Genomic DNA, 18,218 nt, shown 5'->3' on the forward strand with positions numbered 1-18,218 from the left:
AATGGCAAAGGCACCAGTTCGTGCACGTAAGCGTGTAAGAAAGCAAGTCTCAGATGGCGTGGCTCATGTCCATGCTTCTTTTAACAACACCATCGTTACCATTACTGATCGTCAGGGTAACGCGCTGGGTTGGGCAACCGCCGGTGGTTCCGGTTTCCGCGGTTCACGTAAATCTACTCCGTTTGCTGCTCAGGTCGCTGCAGAGCGCTGTGCAGAAGCCGTGAAAGATTACGGTATTAAGAACCTGGAAGTTATGGTTAAGGGTCCGGGTCCGGGTCGCGAATCAACGATTCGTGCTCTGAACGCCGCAGGTTTCCGCATCACTAATATTACTGATGTGACTCCGATCCCTCACAACGGTTGTCGTCCGCCGAAAAAACGTCGCGTATAACGCCGCGTTTTTAGGATAGTTGGAGAAAGAAAATGGCAAGATATTTGGGTCCTAAGCTCAAGCTGAGCCGTCGTGAGGGCACAGACCTTTTCCTGAAGTCTGGCGTTCGCGCGATTGATTCCAAGTGTAAAATTGAACAAGCCCCTGGTCAGCATGGTGCGCGTAAACCGCGTCTGTCTGATTACGGCGGTCAGTTGCGTGAAAAGCAAAAAGTTCGTCGTATCTACGGCGTTCTGGAACGTCAGTTCCGCAACTACTATAAAGAAGCAGCACGTCTGAAAGGCAACACCGGTGAAAACCTGTTAGCTCTGCTGGAAGGTCGTCTGGATAACGTAGTTTACCGTATGGGCTTCGGCGCCACTCGTGCAGAAGCACGTCAGCTGGTCAGCCATAAGTCTGTAATGGTTAACGGCCGCGTTGTTAACATCGCTTCTTATCAGGTATCTCCGAATGATGTCGTAAGCATCCGCGAGAAAGCCAAAAAGCAATCTCGCGTGAAGGCCGCTCTGGAGCTGGCTGAGCAGCGTGAAAAGCCAACCTGGCTGGAAGTTGATGCGACTAAGATGGAAGGTGTGTTCAAGCGTATTCCTGAGCGTACCGATCTGTCTGCGGACATTAACGAACACCTGATCGTCGAGCTTTACTCCAAGTAAAGCTTAGTACCAAAGAGAGGACACAATGCAGGGTTCTGTGACAGAGTTTCTAAAACCGCGCCTGGTAGATATCGAGCAAGTGAGTTCGACGCACGCCAAGGTGACCCTTGAGCCTTTAGAGCGTGGCTTTGGCCATACTCTTGGTAACGCACTGCGCCGTATTCTGCTTTCTTCCATGCCGGGTTGCGCGGTGACCGAGGTTGAAATTGATGGTGTACTGCATGAGTACAGCACCAAAGAGGGCGTACAGGAAGATATCCTGGAAATCCTGCTCAACCTGAAAGGGCTGGCGGTAAGAGTTCAGGGTAAAGATGAAGTCATTCTGACCCTGAATAAATCTGGCATTGGCCCTGTGACTGCAGCCGACATTACCCATGACGGTGATGTCGAAATCGTCAAGCCGCAGCACGTGATCTGTCACCTGACCGATGAGAACGCCGCTATCAGCATGCGTATCAAAGTTCAGCGTGGTCGTGGTTATGTGCCGGCTTCTGCCCGAATTCATTCGGAAGAAGATGAGCGCCCAATCGGCCGCCTGTTGGTCGACGCTTGCTACAGCCCTGTAGACCGTATCGCCTACAATGTTGAAGCAGCGCGTGTAGAACAGCGCACCGACCTGGACAAGCTGGTCATCGAAATGGAAACCAACGGCACAATCGATCCTGAAGAGGCGATTCGTCGTGCGGCGACCATCCTGGCAGAACAACTGGAAGCTTTCGTTGATTTACGTGATGTACGTCAGCCGGAAGTGAAAGAAGAGAAACCAGAATTCGATCCGATCCTGCTGCGCCCTGTTGACGATCTGGAATTGACTGTCCGCTCTGCTAACTGCCTTAAGGCAGAAGCTATCCACTACATCGGTGATCTGGTACAGCGTACCGAGGTTGAGCTGCTCAAAACGCCTAACCTGGGTAAAAAATCTCTTACCGAGATTAAAGATGTGCTCGCCTCACGTGGTCTTTCTCTGGGCATGCGCCTCGAGAACTGGCCGCCGGCAAGCATTGCTGATGAATAACCGGATCACAGGTTAAGGTTTCACTGAGAAGGATAAGGTCATGCGCCATCGTAAGAGTGGTCGTCAACTGAACCGCAACAGCAGCCATCGTCAGGCTATGTTCCGCAACATGGCCGGTTCTCTGGTTCGTCATGAGATCATCAAAACGACTCTGCCGAAAGCCAAAGAGCTGCGCCGCGTAGTTGAGCCGCTGATTACTCTTGCCAAGACCGACAGCGTAGCTAATCGTCGTCTGGCATTCGCCCGCACTCGTGATAACGAGATCGTGGCAAAACTGTTTAACGAGCTGGGCCCGCGTTTCGCGAGCCGTGCCGGTGGTTACACTCGCATTCTGAAGTGTGGCTTCCGTGCTGGTGACAACGCTCCGATGGCATACATCGAGCTGGTTGATCGTCCAGAAGCTCAAGCAGAAGCTGCCGCAGAGTAATCTGCAGCATCGTAAAAAACCCGCTTCGGCGGGTTTTTTATTGCCTGAAATTTACCCTGTCCGTTAAGCTCACTATTCTGGCTAACTCAGGAGGCGTTCATGTGGTTAATCGACCAGCTGGCTGAACAGCATATTCGCGCGGCGCAGGAAAAGGGCGAGCTCAGCAATCTCCCGGGCGAAGGCGCGCCGCTTGAGCTCGATGACGACAGCAACGTCCCGGCCGAATTACGTAGCGGCTACCGACTGTTAAAAAACGCCGGCTTTCTGCCGCCGGAGCTGGAGATGCGGCGCGAAGCGCTGGAGATCAGCGATCTGCTACGCAATCTCGATCCGGACGATCAGCGCTATCGCGAGCAGAGCAAACGCCTGCTGGTGCTGGAGCTTCAGCTGCGCCAGGCGGGGATGAGCACCGCGTTTTTGCAGGGCGCCTATGGCGAAGCGATCCGCGATCGTCTGTTGAAGGAGGAGTAGTGTACCGTATCGGACAACTGGCAAAGCTGGCCAACGTCACCGTCGACACCATCCGTTTCTATGAGAAACAGCAGATGATGGGGCATGAAATCCGCACTGAAGGCGGTTTTCGCCTCTACAGCGACAGCGACCTGCAGCGGCTGAAGTTTATTCGCGTTGGCCGGCAGATGGGCTTTGGGCTGGATGCGATTCGCGATCTGCTGTCGATCCGCGTCGATCCCGCGCACCATACCTGCGAGGAATCGAAGGCGATAGTTCAGGCGCGCCTGCAGGAGGTGAATGCCTTGATCGGCGAACTGCAAAATGTGCAGCGTTCGCTGCAGCGCTTATCCGACGCCTGCTGCGGCGCCGCGCACAGCAGCGACTGCTGTTCGATACTGGAAGCACTTGAGAAAGGAACGGATCCGAGACCGGAACACGCGCACCGGCGGGATTGAATTTAGCGCAAAAGAGCCTATATTTAGGCGGTCGAAATGAGGAGACCATGATGAGTAAATATCAGCACACCAAAGGCGAGATTCGCGACAACGCAATCCAGGCCCTGTTACACGACCCGCTGTTCCGCCAGCGCATCGAACAGAAGCACAAAGGCAAAGGCAGCTATCGGCGAAAAGAGAAACATGCGAAAGGTGGCGGTTGGGAGGCCAGTGATAAGAAAAGCGCTTATCACTGGCCTTCTGCTTTATGGGCATAAAAAAGCCGCCTTGCGGGCGGCTCTGCGTTAGATTTTGCCGTTCTGCTGCTTCAGCAAATCTCGAATTTCGCTCAGCAGCACCTCTTCGTTAGACGGTTTTGCCACTGGTTTTTCGACTTCTTTTTTCTTGTGCAGTTTATTCATCAGCTTGATGGCGATGAAGATTGCGAACGCCACAATAATGAAGTCGAATACAGACTGAATAAATACGCCATATTCCATCACGACAGGCGGCGTAGCGCCCTCTGCAGGTTTCAGCACCCATTTGAACTGTTTAAAGTCGACTCCGCCGATCAGCAGTCCCAGCGGCGGCATAATGATGTTTGCTACCAGTGAAGAGACGATTTTGCCAAAGGCGGCGCCGATAATCACACCGACGGCGAGATCGACCACATTGCCGCGCATTGCAAAATCACGAAACTCTTTGAAAAAACTCATACTTATCTCCTTTCCCTTGCCAGTGGCTAAAGTCTAACAAACCTTACGGCAATTGCCATCTAAGCGGCGGCATTTGTTAGCCCTGGCTGGGTAGTCGCGCTTAAAGGAAGAACGGACTTGGCTGGAACAAACGCTCAACGTCCGGCACGAACTTTTTGTCGGTCAGGAACATAATGACGTGGTCGCCTTGCTCGATACGTAGGTTATCTTTGGCGATAAGCACATCCTCGCCGCGCACCACCGCGCCGATAAGCGTACCCGGCGGCAGTTTAATGTCGTTGATCATCCGGCCGACCACGCGCGAGGTGGTTTCGTCGCCGTGGGCGATCGCTTCGATCGCTTCAGCGATGCCGCGTCGTAAAGAGGAGACGCCTACGATATCCGCCTTGCGCACGTGGCCCAGCAGCGCGGAGATGGTCGCCTGCTGCGGCGAGATGGCGATATCGATCACGCTGCCCTGTACCAGATCGACATAGGCGCGACGCTGGATCAGCACCATCACCTTTTTTGCGCCCATCTTTTTCGCCAGCATCGCCGACATAATATTCGCTTCATCGTCGTTGGTGACCGCAATAAAAAGATCGACCTGATCGACATGCTCTTCCGCCAGCAGCTCCTGATCCGACGCGTCGCCGTAGAAGACGATGGTGTCCTGCAGCTGCTCAGCCAGTTCGGCGGCACGGCGCGGATTACGTTCGATCAGCTTCACGCTGTAATTTTTTTCCAGCCGCTGCGCAAGACCGAAACCAATATTGCCGCCGCCCACCAGCATAATGCGCTTATAGGGCCTTTCCAGACGCTGCATCTCGCTCATCACCGCGCGGATATTCTGGCTGGCGGCGATAAAAAAGACCTCGTCGCCCGCTTCAACAATTGTTGAGCCTTGCGGGCGGATAGGGCGGTCCTGGCGGAAAATGGCGGCGACGCGCGTATCAATATGCGGCATATGTTCGCGCAGAATAGAGAGCGGATTGCCCACCAGCGGCCCGCCGTAATAGGCTTTTACTACCGCAAGACTGACGAGGCCCTCAGCGAAATTCACCACCTGCAGCGCGCCGGGATACTGGATCAGCCGATAGATATTTTCGATCACCAGCTGTTCGGGCGAAATAAGATGATCAATCGGCACCGCTTCGGGAATAAACAGCTTCTCAGCGTCGCGCAGATAATCCGCCGCGCGAATACGGGCGATACGGTTGGGTGTATTAAACAATGAATAGGCGATCTGACACGCCACCATATTGGTTTCATCGGAGCTGGTGACCGCGACTAACATATCGGCATCTTCCGCGCCTGCTTCGCGCAAAATACGCGGATGCGACCCGTGGCCCTGAACGACGCGCAAATCGAATTTATCCTGCAGCTGACGTAAGCGGTCAGGATCGGTATCAACCACCGTTATGTCATTGTTCTCGCCCACCAGGTTTTCCGCCAGCGTGCCGCCAACCTGGCCGGCGCCAAGAATGATAATTTTCATTGCGTCTCGTGCTCTTTAGTTAGTGCGCTTTTATCAGCTTAGCGTAGAAAAATCCGTCTCCGCCGTCAGTGGTCGGAAAGACCTGCAGCCCGCTGATTTTGCCCTCTGGCAAGGCTTCGGCGCGTGCGTCGGCGTGGCGCGACAGAAAGGCGGTGATTTGCGCTTCGTTCTCGTCCGGCAGCACAGAGCAGGTCGCATACAGCAGGGTGCCGCCTGGTTTCAGATGCGGCCAGATGGCGTCGAGAATGTCGCGCTGCAGCGAAGCCAGCTCGGCGATATCCCGATCGCGACGCAGCCATTTAATATCGGGATGACGGCGGATAACGCCGGTGGCGGAGCAGGGCGCGTCCAGCAAAATACGATCGAACTGCCGCTCGCCGCACCACGCTGCCGGGGTACGTCCGTCGCCCTGTTTGACCTCTGCCTGCATATTAAGGCGCTGCAGGTTCTCTTTAACGCGCGTCAGGCGTTGCGCGTCGACATCAACCGCCATGACCTGCGCATTAGGGGCTATTTCCAGGATATGCGTGGTTTTGCCGCCCGGCGCGGCGCAAAGATCGAGGATCTGCTCGCCATCTTCAGGCGCCAGCAGCAGGGCGCAGCGCTGGGCGGAAAGATCCTGAACCGTAACCCAGCCGTCTGCGAAGCCTGGCAACTGGCCAACCGGCGCGGGGGCTTCAAGCCGCAGCGCGTCAGGCGCCGTCTCGTCGGCAACGGCCGTTTTTCCGCTTTCGGTCAGCAGCGCCAGCCAGCTATCGCGGCTGTGGTGCTGGCGATTAACGCGCAGCCACATCGGCGGACGCTGGTTATTGGCGTCCACTATCTGCTGCCAGTTTTCCGGCCAGGCTTTTTGCAGCCGCTGCAGCAGCCAGCCGGGATGCAGATAGCGCTGCGGCGCACGGTCAACTTCGGCGATCAGCTCTGCCTGCTGACGCTGGAACTGACGCAGCACGCCGTTAATCAGGCCTTTAAGGTTGGCGCGCTTTAGCACTTCAGCGCCGGCGACGGTTTCCGCCAGCGCAGCGTGAGCAGGCACACGGGTATAGAGCAGCTGATAGATGCCGATCATGATGAGATAGTGCAGAACGCGCTGTTTGCCGCTGAGCGGACGCGCCATCAGTTTGCCGATGAGCGCTTCGAGCTGCGGCAGCGTGCGCAGTACGCCGAAGCAGAGCTCCTGCAACAGCGCGCCATCTTTATCGCCTACTTTTTTCTGCGCGGCAGGCAGCACCGCGCTGAGCGATTCGCCCTTATCGATAACACGCTCAATAAGTTGAGCGGCAAGGCTTCGCAGATTGGTTGATTTAGTCATTCGCGTTACGTCATTAAACAAAAAGCCCGGACAGTGCCGGGCTGGAGTCAGGCTAAGACGCGGCCTGACGTGAACCACTCGCGACGCGAGTTCAGCAGATCCTGCGCCGACATGGCTTTTTTGCCTGCCGGTTGCAGCAGCTGAAGATTTAATACTCCTTCAGCTGTCGCGACCTGAATGCCGTGCTTGTCGGCTGCGAGAATTTCGCCTGGCTGTTTCGCGACGTGCGGCAGCACGCTGGCCTGCCACACCTTCACCGGCTGGTCGTCAATCAGGAAATAGCTGACCGGCCAGGGATTAAAGGCGCGGATACAGCGCTCAAGCTGAGCGGCGGAGAGCTGCCAGTCAAGGCGGGCCTCCTCTTTGCTGAGCTTCTCGGCGTAGTTCGCCTGCACGTCATCCTGCTTCTCCGGCTGCGCGCGACCGTCCGCCAGCTGCGAAAGCGTCTCCAGCAGACCCTGCGGGCCGAGCTGCGCCAGCTTGTCATACAGCGTGGCGCTGGTGTCCTGCGCGGTAATCGGGCAGTTCAGCTTATGCAGCATATCGCCCGTATCCAGGCCGACATCCATCTGCATGATGGTTACGCCGGTTTCGCTGTCGCCAGCCCAGAGCGCGCGCTGAATGGGCGCCGCGCCGCGCCAGCGCGGCAGCAGCGAACCATGCACGTTGATGCAGCCGAGACGCGGCATCGTCAGCACCGCCTGCGGCAGAATAAGTCCGTAGGCGACCACCACCATCACATCCGCCGCTAAATCGGCGACCAGCTGCTGATTCTCGACGGGGCGCAGGGACTTCGGCTGAAACACCGGGATGTCGCGAGATTGCGCCAGCGTTTTCACCGGGCTGGGCGTCAGTTTATTGCCGCGGCCGGCGGGACGATCGGGTTGGGTAAAGACGCCGACGACCTGATGCTCAGAAGCGAGCAGCGCGTCAAGATGACGCGCTGCAAAATCAGGTGTGCCGGCGAAGATAATTTTCAGCGGAGCAGACACGGTTATCTCTTCTTTCAACGTCAGGAAGGACGCGCGTTCTGGCGCGCCAGTTTTTCCAGCTTTTGCTTAATGCGCTGACGCTTGAGCGGCGACAGATAATCAATAAACAGTTTGCCGTCGAGGTGATCGATCTCATGCTGAATGCAGATGGCGAGCAGGCCGTCGGTTTCCAGTTCGAAACTCTTGCCCTCGCGATCCAGCGCGCGCACTTTTACGCGCTCGGCGCGCGGAACGAAAGCGCGCTGCTCGGGAATGGAGAGGCAGCCCTCTTCAATACCGGTTTCACCGCTTTTATCCAGCAGCTCCGGGTTGATCAGAACCAAACGTTCGTCGCGATTTTCCGACACGTCGATAACGATGATGCGCTGGTGGATATCCACTTGCGTCGCCGCCAGGCCAATACCCTCTTCGGCGTACATAGTTTCAAACATATCGTCGACGATGCGCTGAACTTCAGCGTTAACTTCTTTCACTGGCGCCGCGATTTTGCGGAGACGATCGTCAGGGAAATGTAATACCTGCAAAACTGACATAAATATCCAGATCTGTATGCGATTAAAAAAAGATTATTGCTTCATATTGTAGACTTTTCGAGACCTGATTGACAGCATTCACCCGCAGGAAGCGGCGCGTAAAGCAGGGAGCGAATATGGGAAATATCGAGCGCTATTTGCGGCTTTCAGCCGTAGCCGGGCTGACCGGAAAACGCTGGCTGGACATTGCCAGCGCGCTTAACGAAACAGACGACGCGGCGCAGGTGTTGATATCGGCCGGTCTGAACCAGCAGCAACGTCATCAGTTTACTCATCTTTCATCGCGTCAGATCGCAGCGACCGAGGCGTGGCTCGCGGCAAGCGACGATAACCATCTGATAACGGCCTTAGACGACCGCTATCCCGCCGCTTTACGCGAGATCTATCGTTTCCCGCCGCTGCTCTATATAAAAGGCGAGCCCGCTTTACTCTCTTCCATGCAGCTGGCGGTGGTGGGCAGCCGTAACTGTTCGCACTACGGCCGGCAGTGGGGCGAATGGTTTACCCGGGAGCTGGCGCTGAGCGACCTCACCATTACCAGCGGGCTGGCGCGCGGCATAGACGGCATCGCGCATCGTGCGGCGCTGGAGGCGCAGGGAAAAACCGTGGCGGTGCTGGGCAGCGGATTGCAGCATCTCTATCCTAAAAATCACGGCGCGCTGGCGGAGGAGATTGTGGACAAAGGCGGCGCGCTGGTTTCTGAGTTCTCTCTCTCAACGCCGCCGCATGCGCTTAATTTTCCGCGCCGCAACCGCGTGATTAGCGGACTGAGCCGCGGCGTGCTGGTCGTAGAGGCGGCCCTTAAAAGCGGTTCGCTGGTGACCGCGCGCTATGCGCTGGAGCAAAATCGCAATGTCTACGCCTTGCCTGGCGCGCTGGGCAATCCCGGCAGCGAAGGGACACACTGGCTGATTCAGCAGGGCGCGTTGCTGGTGGCTCATCCTACCGACATCGTCGACGATCTTCGCGCTGCGCTTAACTGGCTGCCTTTTACACAGCCGGAAGGAATATATTCTGAGGACAGCGGCGATGCAGCATTGCCATTTGCTGAGGTGTTGGCTAACGTAGGTGATGAGGTTACACCTGTTGACGTCGTCGCTGAACGTGCCGGCCAACCTGTGCCAGTGATTGCAGCCCAACTGCTGGAGCTGGAGTTAGCAGGATGGATCGCAGCTGTACCCGGCGGCTATGTCCGATTGAGGAGGGCATGCCATGTTCGACGTACTAATGTACTTGTTTGAGACATATATCCACAACGAAGCAGAAATGCAGGTTGATCAGGATACATTGACTGATGACTTAACCGATGCCGGTTTTCATCGTGAAGATATCTACAATGCGTTGAACTGGTTAGAAAAGCTCGCAGATTATCAGGAAGGCCTGGTCGACCCGATTCTGTTAGCCAACGATCCGCTTTCAATGCGCATCTACACGGAAGAAGAAGGCCAGCGTTTAGATGCCGAATGTCGTGGTTTCCTGCTGTTCCTTGAGCAAATTCAGGTGCTCAATATGGAAACGCGTGAAATGGTCATCGAACGAGTCATGGCGCTCGATACGCTCGAGTTCGATCTGGAAGATCTCAAATGGGTGGTGTTGATGGTGTTATTCAATCTTCCGGGATGCGAAAACGCCTATCAGCAAATGGAAGAACTGTTATTCGACGTCAATGAAGGCATGCTGCATTAATTATTGGTTATGCAGCCATCGTTATGAGCAAATCAGCACTCTTCACCGTGCGTAAACAGGATCCCTGCCCCGCCTGCGGGGCAGATCTCGTTATTCGCAGCGGTAAACACGGCGCCTTTTTAGGCTGCACAAACTATCCAGCTTGCGACTATATTCGGCCGCTAAAAGGTCAGGCTGACGGTCACATCGTCAAGGTGCTCGAAGGGCATGCCTGTCCGCAGTGCGGCGCGGATAAAGCGTTGCGTCAGGGGCGCTACGGCATGTTCATCGGCTGTAGCCACTATCCAGAATGCGACTATAGCGAAGCGATAGACAAACCCGATGAAACCCTTATTGCCTGCCCGCAATGCCTGGAGGGTAAACTGGTGCAGCGTCGTTCGCGTTACGGCAAGACCTTCCACTCTTGTAACCGCTATCCGGCCTGCCAGTTCGCCGTCAATGCAACGCCAGTCGCAGGCATCTGCCCGCACTGTGCTTTTCCGCTGCTGGTAGAGAAGAAAACCGCGCAGGGCGTTAAACGCTTTTGCGCCAGTAAAAGTTGCGGCAAGGCCGCCGCATCAGAGAATTAAGATAACATCATGCAAAACCAAACTTTTTCCGGTTCGCTGGAAGATTGCCTCGAGCAACTGCGCCAGCAGGCCGTTATTGCGTATCCAACCGAAGCCGTATTTGGTCTGGGCTGCGACCCGGACAGCGAAAGCGCCGTAGCGGCGCTGCTGACATTAAAACAGCGTCCCGTTGAGAAGGGATTGATCCTCATCGCCGCCGATTATGCGCAGCTGGAACCCTATATCTCCGACCGCGAACTCACCGTCGAGCAGCGTGAACGCATGTTCGCTCACTGGCCGGGCCCGGTGACCTTTGTCGTACCTGCTACGCCGCAAACGCCGCGCTGGCTGACAGGACGTTTTGATTCACTGGCCATTCGCGTCAGCGATCATCCCGATGTCCAGGCGCTGTGCCGCGCCTTCGGCAAGCCGCTGGTATCGACCAGCGCCAACCTGTCGGGCGAAGCGCCTTGCCGCACGGTCGAGGCGGTCAGGACGCAATTCGGCGCGGCCTTTCCTGTGCTGGCGGGCGAAACCGGCGGTCGGCAGAATCCGTCGGAGATTCGCGATGTGTTAACCGGCAACCTTATTCGTCAGGGCTAATTCATGGATCAGTTTGCGGTATTCGGCAATCCCATCAGCCACAGTAAATCGCCTTTGATCCACCAGGCGTTTGCCGAGCAGACGGGCATTGCGCATCGTTATGGCCGGGTTTGCGCGCCGCTCGAGGCGTTCCCTGACGCTATCGCTGCGTTTTTCGCGCAGGGCGGACGCGGCGCCAACGTGACGCTGCCTTTTAAGCAGCAGGCGTGCGAGTTTGCCGACGAGCTGAGCGAGCGAGCGGCGCTCTCCGGCGCCGTCAATACCCTGAAAAAGTGCAGCGACGGCCGCATCCTGGGCGACAATACCGACGGTATCGGTCTGCTGAGCGATCTTGAACGTCTGGCGCTGATCCGCCCGGGCGATCGCATTTTGCTGGTGGGAGCAGGCGGCGCGGCACGCGGCGTCATCCTGCCGCTGCTTTCCGCCGGCTGCGCGGTGACGATCGTCAACCGAACCCAGGCGCGCGCGGAGGAGCTGGCGCAGCTTTTCCGTCAGAGCGGCGAGATCGATGCCTGCCGTTTTGATCAGCTGACCGGGCGGGCTTTCGATCTTGTTATCAACGCCACCTCCAGCGGCGTCAGCGGCGAGGTTCCGCCGCTGCCTGTTTCCCTGATCGATGGGCAGGTACGCTGCTACGACATGTTTTATCAGGCTGGCGCGACGCCTTTTTTACGCTGGTGCGAACAGCAGGGGGCACAGCAGCGCGCGGATGGTCTGGGGATGCTGGTGGGGCAGGCAGCGCACGCGTTTCAGCTATGGCACGGCGTCATGCCTGAGATCGCGCCCGTTATCGCACAGCTTAAACAGGCGATGCAGCCATGAATCAGGCGATTCAGTTTCCCGAGCGCGAAGAGTGGAACGCGGATAAACAAGCCGTCTGCTTTCCGGCGCTGGTGAACGGCATGATGCTGACCTGCGCCATCTCGGCCGACGCCCTCGAGCAGCGTTTCGGCCAGGGAGAGGCGATGGCCCTGTTTTCCGCGCATCGCTGGGATATAGAAGACGAAGCGGAAGCGGCCATCGCTAATGACGCGTTCGACGATCAGGAGTGGGTCTGGCTCGCCTCGGCGAGATAGTCATCCTTCCAGCGAACGTAATTGTTGGCGGAGTAAAGCAAGCCTGCAATCTCCTGTTCGCTCAGCGGACGCACCTGCCGGACCGGGCTGCCGAGATAGAGGTAGCCGCTTTCCAGACGCTTGCCTGGCGGAACCAGGCTGCCCGCGCCTATCATGACGTCATCTTCAATAATGGCGCCGTCCAGCACGATTGATCCCATTCCTACCAGTACGCGATCGCCGATAGTGCAAGCGTGCAGCATCGCTTTATGTCCGACGGTAACGTCAGCACCGATGGTCAGAGGGAATCCTTCCGGGTTGCTGGCGGATTTATGGGTCACGTGCAGCACGCTGCCGTCCTGTATATTCGTGCGCGCGCCGATGCGTACCTGATTCACGTCGCCGCGTATCGCGACCAGCGGCCAGATGCTGACATCGTCGCCCAGCGCGACGTCGCCAATCACTACGCTAGAGGCGTCAATCATGACGCGCTGCCCACACTGCGGATAACTCTCTTTATAACGTCGTAGAGCTGACATCTGCGTTCTCCTTATAGATTCGGCTACAGACTGGAACGGATCGCGAAGCCAGACAAGCGCAAAAGGCCTGCGATCGTTGAAGATCTCTGCAATAAGATTGTTTTATCGCCATACGGAAAAAAAGATCGAAAAAAGGGTTGTGCAATTAAATCGGATCCCTATAATGCGCCTCCACTGACACGGCACAACGGCTTACGGAATGCGGTGTTCAGGAGATTCGGTTCGCTGAGTCGCCGGATAAAATCCCTGAAAAAAGGGGTTGACTCCGAAGGAGAGTCGCGTAATATACGCCACCTCGCAGCAGCAGGCTGAGCCGCTGACTGCACCGCTCTTTAACAATTTATCAGACAATCTGTGTGGGCACTCGGGAGCAGATATCAAAAGCCTCCGGGCTTAAAAAATATCAAGCCTCACGAGTGGACACATAATGACATTCATTATGACGTTTTACAGATGAGCACCGCTTAACTGGTTTAAGCAAATCAAACTTAAATTGAAGAGTTTGATCATGGCTCAGATTGAACGCTGGCGGCAGGCCTAACACATGCAAGTCGAACGGCAGCACAGAAGAGCTTGCTCTTTGGGTGGCGAGTGGCGGACGGGTGAGTAATGTCTGGGAAACTGCCCGATGGAGGGGGATAACTACTGGAAACGGTAGCTAATACCGCATAACGTCGCAAGACCAAAGTGGGGGACCTTCGGGCCTCACACCATCGGATGTGCCCAGATGGGATTAGCTAGTAGGTGGGGTAACGGCTCACCTAGGCGACGATCCCTAGCTGGTCTGAGAGGATGACCAGCCACACTGGAACTGAGACACGGTCCAGACTCCTACGGGAGGCAGCAGTGGGGAATATTGCACAATGGGCGCAAGCCTGATGCAGCCATGCCGCGTGTATGAAGAAGGCCTTCGGGTTGTAAAGTACTTTCAGCGGGGAGGAAGGCGATGTGGTTAATAACCGCGTCGATTGACGTTACCCGCAGAAGAAGCACCGGCTAACTCCGTGCCAGCAGCCGCGGTAATACGGAGGGTGCAAGCGTTAATCGGAATTACTGGGCGTAAAGCGCACGCAGGCGGTCTGTCAAGTCGGATGTGAAATCCCCGGGCTTAACCTGGGAACTGCATTCGAAACTGGCAGGCTAGAGTCTTGTAGAGGGGGGTAGAATTCCAGGTGTAGCGGTGAAATGCGTAGAGATCTGGAGGAATACCGGTGGCGAAGGCGGCCCCCTGGACAAAGACTGACGCTCAGGTGCGAAAGCGTGGGGAGCAAACAGGATTAGATACCCTGGTAGTCCACGCCGTAAACGATGTCGACTTGGAGGCTGTTCCCCTGAGGAGTGGCTTCCGGAGCTAACGCGTTAAGTCGACCGCCTGGGGAGTACGGCCGCAAGGTTAAAACTCAAATGAATTGACGGGGGCCCGCACAAGCGGTGGAGCATGTGGTTTAATTCGATGCAACGCGAAGAACCTTACCTACTCTTGACATCCACGGAATTTGGCAGAGATGCCTTAGTGCCTTCGGGAACCGTGAGACAGGTGCTGCATGGCTGTCGTCAGCTCGTGTTGTGAAATGTTGGGTTAAGTCCCGCAACGAGCGCAACCCTTATCCTTTGTTGCCAGCGATTCGGTCGGGAACTCAAAGGAGACTGCCGGTGATAAACCGGAGGAAGGTGGGGATGACGTCAAGTCATCATGGCCCTTACGAGTAGGGCTACACACGTGCTACAATGGCGCATACAAAGAGAAGCGACCTCGCGAGAGCAAGCGGACCTCATAAAGTGCGTCGTAGTCCGGATCGGAGTCTGCAACTCGACTCCGTGAAGTCGGAATCGCTAGTAATCGTGGATCAGAATGCCACGGTGAATACGTTCCCGGGCCTTGTACACACCGCCCGTCACACCATGGGAGTGGGTTGCAAAAGAAGTAGGTAGCTTAACCTTCGGGAGGGCGCTTACCACTTTGTGATTCATGACTGGGGTGAAGTCGTAACAAGGTAACCGTAGGGGAACCTGCGGTTGGATCACCTCCTTACCTGAAGATACTGCCTTTCGAAGTGCTCACACAGATTGTCTGATAGAAAAGTAAAGAAGCAAGACGGCTGCGAAGTCGTGACGCATTTTTTGTGTCCCCTTCGTCTAGCGGTTAGGACTCCGCCCTTTCACGGCGGCAACAGGGGTTCGAATCCCCTAGGGGACGCCACTTGCTTGGTGACAGGTGAAAGGTGTCTCCACGAAATATCTCAAAGCCGGCGGCAACGTCAGGTTTGAGATATTGCTCTTTAACAATCCGGAACAAGCTGAAAATTGAAACGACGCGCGGCGTTATTCCCCCGTAACAGGGAATAAAGGCAGCGCGTTCGAGTCTCTCAATAATCACATCCGCGACGTCGCAAGACGCCTGTGGGTTGTGAGGTTAAGCGACTAAGCGTACACGGTGGATGCCCTGGCAGTCAGAGGCGATGAAGGACGTGCTAATCTGCGAAAAGCGCCGGCAAGGTGATATGAACCGCAACAGCCGGCGATGTCCGAATGGGGAAACCCAGTGTGTTTCGACACACTATCGCAACATGAATACATAGTGTTGCGAGGCGAACCGGGGGAACTGAAACATCTAAGTACCCCGAGGAAAAGAAATCAACCGAGATTCCCCCAGTAGCGGCGAGCGAACGGGGAGCAGCCCAGAGCCTGAATCAGCTTGTGTGTTAGTGGAAGCGTCTGGAAAGTCGCAGGGTACAGGGTGATACTCCCGTACACGAAAACACACATTCTGTGAGCTCGATGAGTAGGGCGGGACACGTGGTATCCTGTCTGAATATGGGGGGACCATCCTCCAAGGCTAAATACTCCTGACTGACCGATAGTGAACCAGTACCGTGAGGGAAAGGCGAAAAGAACCCCGGCGAGGGGAGTGAAACAGAACCTGAAACCGTGTACGTACAAGCAGTGGGAGCCTCTTTATGGGGTGACTGCGTACCTTTTGTATAATGGGTCAGCGACTTATATTCTGTAGCAAGGTTAACCGTATAGGGGAGCCGCAGGGAAACCGAGTCTTAACTGGGCGTTAAGTTGCAGGGTATAGACCCGAAACCCGGTGATCTAGCCATGGGCAGGTTGAAGGTTGGGTAACACTAACTGGAGGACCGAACCGACTAATGTTGAAAAATTAGCGGATGACCTGTGGCTGGGGGTGAAAGGCCAATCAAACCGGGAGATAGCTGGTTCTCCCCGAAAGCTATTTAGGTAGCGCCTCGTGAACTCATCTCCGGGGGTAGAGCACTGTTTCGGCTAGGGGGCCATCCCGGCTTACCAACCCGATGCAAACTGCGAATACCGGAGAATGTTATCACGGGAGACACACGGCGGGTGCTAACGTCCGTCGTGAAGAGGGAAACAACCCAGACCGCCAGCTAAGGTCCCAAAGTCATGGTTAAGTGGGAAACGATGTGGGAAGGCCCAGACAGCCAGGATGTTGGCTTAGAAGCAGCCATCATTTAAAGAAAGCGTAATAGCTCACTGGTCGAGTCGGCCTGCGCGGAAGATGTAACGGGGCTAAACCATGCACCGAAGCTGCGGCAGCGACGCGCAAGCGTTGTTGGGTAGGGGAGCGTTCTGTAAGCCGTCGAAGGTGTGCTGTGAGGCATGCTGGAGGTATCAGAAGTGCGAATGCTGACATAAGTAACGATAAAGCGGGTGAAAAGCCCGCTCGCCGGAAGACCAAGGGTTCCTGTCCAACGTTAATCGGGGCAGGGTGAGTCGACCCCTAAGGCGAGGCCGAAAGGCGTAGTCGATGGGAAACAGGTTAATATTCCTGTACTTGGTGTTGCTGCGAAGGGGGGACGGAGAAGGCTATGTTGGCCGGGCGACGGTTGTCCCGGTTTAAGCGTGTAGGCTGAGCATCCAGGCAAATCCGGATGCTTAAGGCTGAGGCGTGACGACGAGGCACTACGGTGCTGAAGCAACAAATGCCCTGCTTCCAGGAAAAGCCTCTAAGCATCAGGCAACACGAAATCGTACCCCAAACCGACACAGGTGGTCAGGTAGAGAATACCAAGGCGCTTGAGAGAACTCGGGTGAAGGAACTAGGCAAAATGGTGCCGTAACTTCGGGAGAAGGCACGCTGGCGCGTAGGTGAGGGGACTTGCTCCCGGAGCCGAGGCCAGTCGAAGATACCAGCTGGCTGCAACTGTTTATTAAAAACACAGCACTGTGCAAACACGAAAGTGGACGTATACGGTGTGACGCCTGCCCGGTGCCGGAAGGTTAATTGATGGGGTTATCCGCAAGGAGAAGCTCTTGATCGAAGCCCCGGTAAACGGCGGCCGTAACTATAACGGTCCTAAGGTAGCGAAATTCCTTGTCGGGTAAGTTCCGACCTGCACGAATGGCGTAATGATGGCCAGGCTGTCTCCACCCGAGACTCAGTGAAATTGAAATCGCTGTGAAGATGCAGTGTACCCGCGGCAAGACGGAAAGACCCCGTGAACCTTTACTACAGCTTGACACTGAACACTGGTCCTTGATGTGTAGGATAGGTGGGAGGCTTTGAAGCGTGGACGCCAGTCTGCGTGGAGCCGTCCTTGAAATACCACCCTTTAATGGCTGGTGTTCTAACGTAGGCCCGTTACCCGGGCTGCGGACAGTGTCTGGTGGGTAGTTTGACTGGGGCGGTCTCCTCCCAAAGCGTAACGGAGGAGCACGAAGGTTGGCTAATCCTGGTCGGACATCAGGAGGTTAGTGCAATGGCATAAGCCAGCTTGACTGCGAGAGTGACGGCTCGAGCAGGTGCGAAAGCAGGTCATAGTGATCCGGTGGTTCTGAATGGAAGGGCCATCGCTCAACGGATAAAAGGTACTCCGGGGATAACAGGCTGATACCGCCCAAGAGTTCATATCGACGGCGGTGTTTGGCACCTCGATGTCGGCTCATCACATCCTGGGGCTGAAGTAGGTCCCAAGGGTACGGCTGTTCGCCGTTTAAAGTGGTACGCGAGCTGGGTTTAGAACGTCGTGAGACAGTTCGGTCCCTATCTGCCGTGGGCGCTGGAAAACTGAGGGGGGTTGCTCCTAGTACGAGAGGACCGGAGTGAACGCACCGCTGGTGTTCGGGTTGTCATGCCAATGGCACTGCCCGGTAGCTAAGTGCGGAAGAGATAAGTGCTGAAAGCATCTAAGCACGAAACTTGCCCCGAGATGAGTTTTCCCTGAGCACTTGATGCTCCTGAAGGGACGTTGAAGACGACGACGTTGATAGGCCGGGTGTGTAAGCGCAGCGATGCGTTGAGCTAACCGGTACTAATGACCCGTGAGGCTTAACCTTACAACGCCAGAGGCGTTTTGTGAGACGCGAGATTTTCAGCTTGTACCGGATAATTCTGCGCGGCCTGC

Annotated in this window: 19 protein-coding genes, 1 tRNA gene and 2 rRNA genes; 16 read left to right on the forward strand and 6 right to left on the reverse strand. The window is 55.9% G+C overall.

Annotated elements, in window-relative coordinates; translation table 11 throughout:
- Window position 1: 1 nt before the first annotated feature.
- The 7 genes from rpsK to AC6I7Z_RS01795 all read left to right on the forward strand — a co-directional run bounded on the left by rpsK (window position 2) and on the right by AC6I7Z_RS01795 (window position 3,651).
- The gene (rpsK, locus tag AC6I7Z_RS01765) at window positions 2-391 is read left to right on the forward strand and encodes a 30S ribosomal protein S11 (protein WP_004160563.1); all 390 of its coding nucleotides are present in this window, start codon (window positions 2-4) and stop codon (window positions 389-391) included.
- A gap of 32 nt (window positions 392-423) precedes the next feature.
- Window positions 424-1,044 (forward strand): 30S ribosomal protein S4, encoded by a 621-nt coding sequence (gene rpsD, locus AC6I7Z_RS01770; RefSeq protein WP_010618555.1) that lies wholly within the window; start codon window positions 424-426, stop codon window positions 1,042-1,044.
- Between the two features lie 25 nt (window positions 1,045-1,069).
- Complete coding sequence (locus tag AC6I7Z_RS01775) at window positions 1,070-2,059, forward strand: DNA-directed RNA polymerase subunit alpha (RefSeq protein WP_003850179.1); 990 nt, start codon at window positions 1,070-1,072, stop codon at window positions 2,057-2,059.
- Window positions 2,060-2,099: 40 nt separating this feature from the next.
- Window positions 2,100-2,486: a 50S ribosomal protein L17 gene (gene rplQ / locus AC6I7Z_RS01780; RefSeq protein WP_003850180.1), complete on the forward strand. Its 387-nt coding sequence runs from the start codon at window positions 2,100-2,102 to the stop codon at window positions 2,484-2,486.
- Window positions 2,487-2,585: 99 nt separating this feature from the next.
- The gene (locus AC6I7Z_RS01785) at window positions 2,586-2,957 is read left to right on the forward strand and encodes a DnaJ family domain-containing protein (protein WP_048784036.1); all 372 of its coding nucleotides are present in this window, start codon (window positions 2,586-2,588) and stop codon (window positions 2,955-2,957) included.
- Entirely contained in the window at window positions 2,957-3,394 is a 438-nt protein-coding gene (zntR, locus tag AC6I7Z_RS01790) for a Zn(2+)-responsive transcriptional regulator (RefSeq protein WP_497812938.1), read from the forward strand. The genes AC6I7Z_RS01785 and zntR overlap by 1 nt, the downstream gene beginning before the upstream one ends.
- Before the next feature lie 50 nt (window positions 3,395-3,444).
- Window positions 3,445-3,651, forward strand: a complete 207-nt coding sequence (locus tag AC6I7Z_RS01795; protein ID WP_497815380.1) for an alternative ribosome-rescue factor A — start codon at window positions 3,445-3,447, stop codon at window positions 3,649-3,651.
- A 27-nt stretch (window positions 3,652-3,678) separates the two neighbouring features.
- Here the strand turns inward: AC6I7Z_RS01795 and mscL are convergent, their stop codons facing one another.
- The 5 genes from mscL to def form a co-directional block, all read right to left on the reverse strand.
- Window positions 3,679-4,089 (reverse strand): large-conductance mechanosensitive channel protein MscL, encoded by a 411-nt coding sequence (mscL, locus tag AC6I7Z_RS01800; protein WP_497812939.1) that lies wholly within the window; start codon window positions 4,087-4,089, stop codon window positions 3,679-3,681.
- Window positions 4,090-4,189: 100 nt separating this feature from the next.
- Window positions 4,190-5,566: a Trk system potassium transporter TrkA gene (trkA, locus tag AC6I7Z_RS01805; protein WP_033752924.1), complete on the reverse strand. Its 1,377-nt coding sequence runs from the start codon at window positions 5,564-5,566 to the stop codon at window positions 4,190-4,192.
- 19 nt (window positions 5,567-5,585) lie between these two features.
- Entirely contained in the window at window positions 5,586-6,878 is a 1,293-nt protein-coding gene (gene rsmB, locus AC6I7Z_RS01810) for a 16S rRNA (cytosine(967)-C(5))-methyltransferase RsmB (RefSeq protein WP_497812940.1), read from the reverse strand.
- 47 nt (window positions 6,879-6,925) lie between these two features.
- Window positions 6,926-7,870, reverse strand: a complete 945-nt coding sequence (gene fmt, locus AC6I7Z_RS01815; protein ID WP_497812941.1) for a methionyl-tRNA formyltransferase — start codon at window positions 7,868-7,870, stop codon at window positions 6,926-6,928.
- Window positions 7,871-7,890: 20 nt separating this feature from the next.
- The gene (def, locus tag AC6I7Z_RS01820) at window positions 7,891-8,403 is read right to left on the reverse strand and encodes a peptide deformylase (RefSeq protein WP_033752920.1); all 513 of its coding nucleotides are present in this window, start codon (window positions 8,401-8,403) and stop codon (window positions 7,891-7,893) included.
- Between the two features lie 116 nt (window positions 8,404-8,519).
- Here def and dprA point away from each other — a divergent pair, with 116 nt between their 5' ends.
- The 6 genes from dprA to AC6I7Z_RS01850 are packed head-to-tail and all read left to right on the forward strand — an operon-like array spanning window position 8,520 to window position 12,316.
- Window positions 8,520-9,644: a DNA-protecting protein DprA gene (gene dprA / locus AC6I7Z_RS01825; protein WP_497812942.1), complete on the forward strand. Its 1,125-nt coding sequence runs from the start codon at window positions 8,520-8,522 to the stop codon at window positions 9,642-9,644.
- Window positions 9,616-10,089, forward strand: coding sequence for a DUF494 family protein Smg (gene smg / locus AC6I7Z_RS01830; protein WP_033752918.1), 474 nt, complete (start codon window positions 9,616-9,618; stop codon window positions 10,087-10,089). The genes dprA and smg overlap by 29 nt, the downstream gene beginning before the upstream one ends.
- Before the next feature lie 23 nt (window positions 10,090-10,112).
- Entirely contained in the window at window positions 10,113-10,658 is a 546-nt protein-coding gene (locus AC6I7Z_RS01835; protein WP_497812943.1) for a DNA topoisomerase family protein, read from the forward strand.
- A gap of 9 nt (window positions 10,659-10,667) precedes the next feature.
- Window positions 10,668-11,240: an L-threonylcarbamoyladenylate synthase type 1 TsaC gene (gene tsaC, locus AC6I7Z_RS01840; RefSeq protein WP_497812944.1), complete on the forward strand. Its 573-nt coding sequence runs from the start codon at window positions 10,668-10,670 to the stop codon at window positions 11,238-11,240.
- A 3-nt stretch (window positions 11,241-11,243) separates the two neighbouring features.
- On the forward strand, window positions 11,244-12,062 hold the full coding sequence (aroE, locus tag AC6I7Z_RS01845) for a shikimate dehydrogenase (protein ID WP_497812945.1): 819 nt from the start codon (window positions 11,244-11,246) through the stop codon (window positions 12,060-12,062).
- Window positions 12,059-12,316, forward strand: coding sequence for a DUF1488 family protein (locus AC6I7Z_RS01850; RefSeq protein ID WP_497812946.1), 258 nt, complete (start codon window positions 12,059-12,061; stop codon window positions 12,314-12,316). The genes aroE and AC6I7Z_RS01850 overlap by 4 nt, the downstream gene beginning before the upstream one ends.
- On the opposite strand, the gene AC6I7Z_RS01855 is transcribed toward AC6I7Z_RS01850, so the two are convergent.
- The gene (locus AC6I7Z_RS01855) at window positions 12,283-12,834 is read right to left on the reverse strand and encodes a gamma carbonic anhydrase family protein (RefSeq protein ID WP_497812947.1); all 552 of its coding nucleotides are present in this window, start codon (window positions 12,832-12,834) and stop codon (window positions 12,283-12,285) included. The two genes, AC6I7Z_RS01850 and AC6I7Z_RS01855, sit on opposite strands and share 34 nt — an antisense overlap.
- A 490-nt stretch (window positions 12,835-13,324) precedes the next feature.
- On the opposite strand from AC6I7Z_RS01855, the gene AC6I7Z_RS01860 reads away from it, so the two are divergent.
- The 3 genes from AC6I7Z_RS01860 (at window position 13,325) to AC6I7Z_RS01870 (ending at window position 18,150) form a co-directional block, all read left to right on the forward strand.
- A 16S ribosomal RNA gene (locus tag AC6I7Z_RS01860) occupies window positions 13,325-14,866 on the forward strand.
- Between the two features lie 93 nt (window positions 14,867-14,959).
- Window positions 14,960-15,034, forward strand: a tRNA-Glu gene (locus tag AC6I7Z_RS01865).
- A 211-nt stretch (window positions 15,035-15,245) separates the two neighbouring features.
- Window positions 15,246-18,150 (forward strand): 23S ribosomal RNA (locus AC6I7Z_RS01870).
- Together the 16S and 23S rRNA genes with 1 tRNA gene alongside form the textbook arrangement of a ribosomal RNA operon.
- Window positions 18,151-18,218 lie beyond the last annotated feature (68 nt).

Source organism: Pantoea sp. X-Soil-MYKO-1289 (assembly GCF_059730625.1).

Bases quoted from the DNA above. Each gene is read 5' to 3' on its own strand.
- smg (WP_033752918.1), top strand. From the start codon at position 9,616: ATGTTCGACGTACTAATGTACTTGTTTGAGACATATATCCACAACGAA.
- AC6I7Z_RS01855 (WP_497812947.1), bottom strand. From the start codon at position 12,834: ATGTCAGCTCTACGACGTTATAAAGAGAGTTATCCGCAGTGTGGGCAG.
- mscL (WP_497812939.1), bottom strand. From the start codon at position 4,089: ATGAGTTTTTTCAAAGAGTTTCGTGATTTTGCAATGCGCGGCAATGTG.
- trkA (WP_033752924.1), bottom strand. From the start codon at position 5,566: ATGAAAATTATCATTCTTGGCGCCGGCCAGGTTGGCGGCACGCTGGCG.
- rpsD (WP_010618555.1), top strand. From the start codon at position 424: ATGGCAAGATATTTGGGTCCTAAGCTCAAGCTGAGCCGTCGTGAGGGC.
- tsaC (WP_497812944.1), top strand. From the start codon at position 10,668: ATGCAAAACCAAACTTTTTCCGGTTCGCTGGAAGATTGCCTCGAGCAA.
- AC6I7Z_RS01835 (WP_497812943.1), top strand. From the start codon at position 10,113: ATGAGCAAATCAGCACTCTTCACCGTGCGTAAACAGGATCCCTGCCCC.
- rpsK (WP_004160563.1), top strand. From the start codon at position 2: ATGGCAAAGGCACCAGTTCGTGCACGTAAGCGTGTAAGAAAGCAAGTC.
- AC6I7Z_RS01785 (WP_048784036.1), top strand. From the start codon at position 2,586: ATGTGGTTAATCGACCAGCTGGCTGAACAGCATATTCGCGCGGCGCAG.
- AC6I7Z_RS01850 (WP_497812946.1), top strand. From the start codon at position 12,059: ATGAATCAGGCGATTCAGTTTCCCGAGCGCGAAGAGTGGAACGCGGAT.
- AC6I7Z_RS01775 (WP_003850179.1), top strand. From the start codon at position 1,070: ATGCAGGGTTCTGTGACAGAGTTTCTAAAACCGCGCCTGGTAGATATC.
- dprA (WP_497812942.1), top strand. From the start codon at position 8,520: ATGGGAAATATCGAGCGCTATTTGCGGCTTTCAGCCGTAGCCGGGCTG.
- def (WP_033752920.1), bottom strand. From the start codon at position 8,403: ATGTCAGTTTTGCAGGTATTACATTTCCCTGACGATCGTCTCCGCAAA.
- aroE (WP_497812945.1), top strand. From the start codon at position 11,244: ATGGATCAGTTTGCGGTATTCGGCAATCCCATCAGCCACAGTAAATCG.
- rplQ (WP_003850180.1), top strand. From the start codon at position 2,100: ATGCGCCATCGTAAGAGTGGTCGTCAACTGAACCGCAACAGCAGCCAT.
- rsmB (WP_497812940.1), bottom strand. From the start codon at position 6,878: ATGACTAAATCAACCAATCTGCGAAGCCTTGCCGCTCAACTTATTGAG.
- AC6I7Z_RS01795 (WP_497815380.1), top strand. From the start codon at position 3,445: ATGAGTAAATATCAGCACACCAAAGGCGAGATTCGCGACAACGCAATC.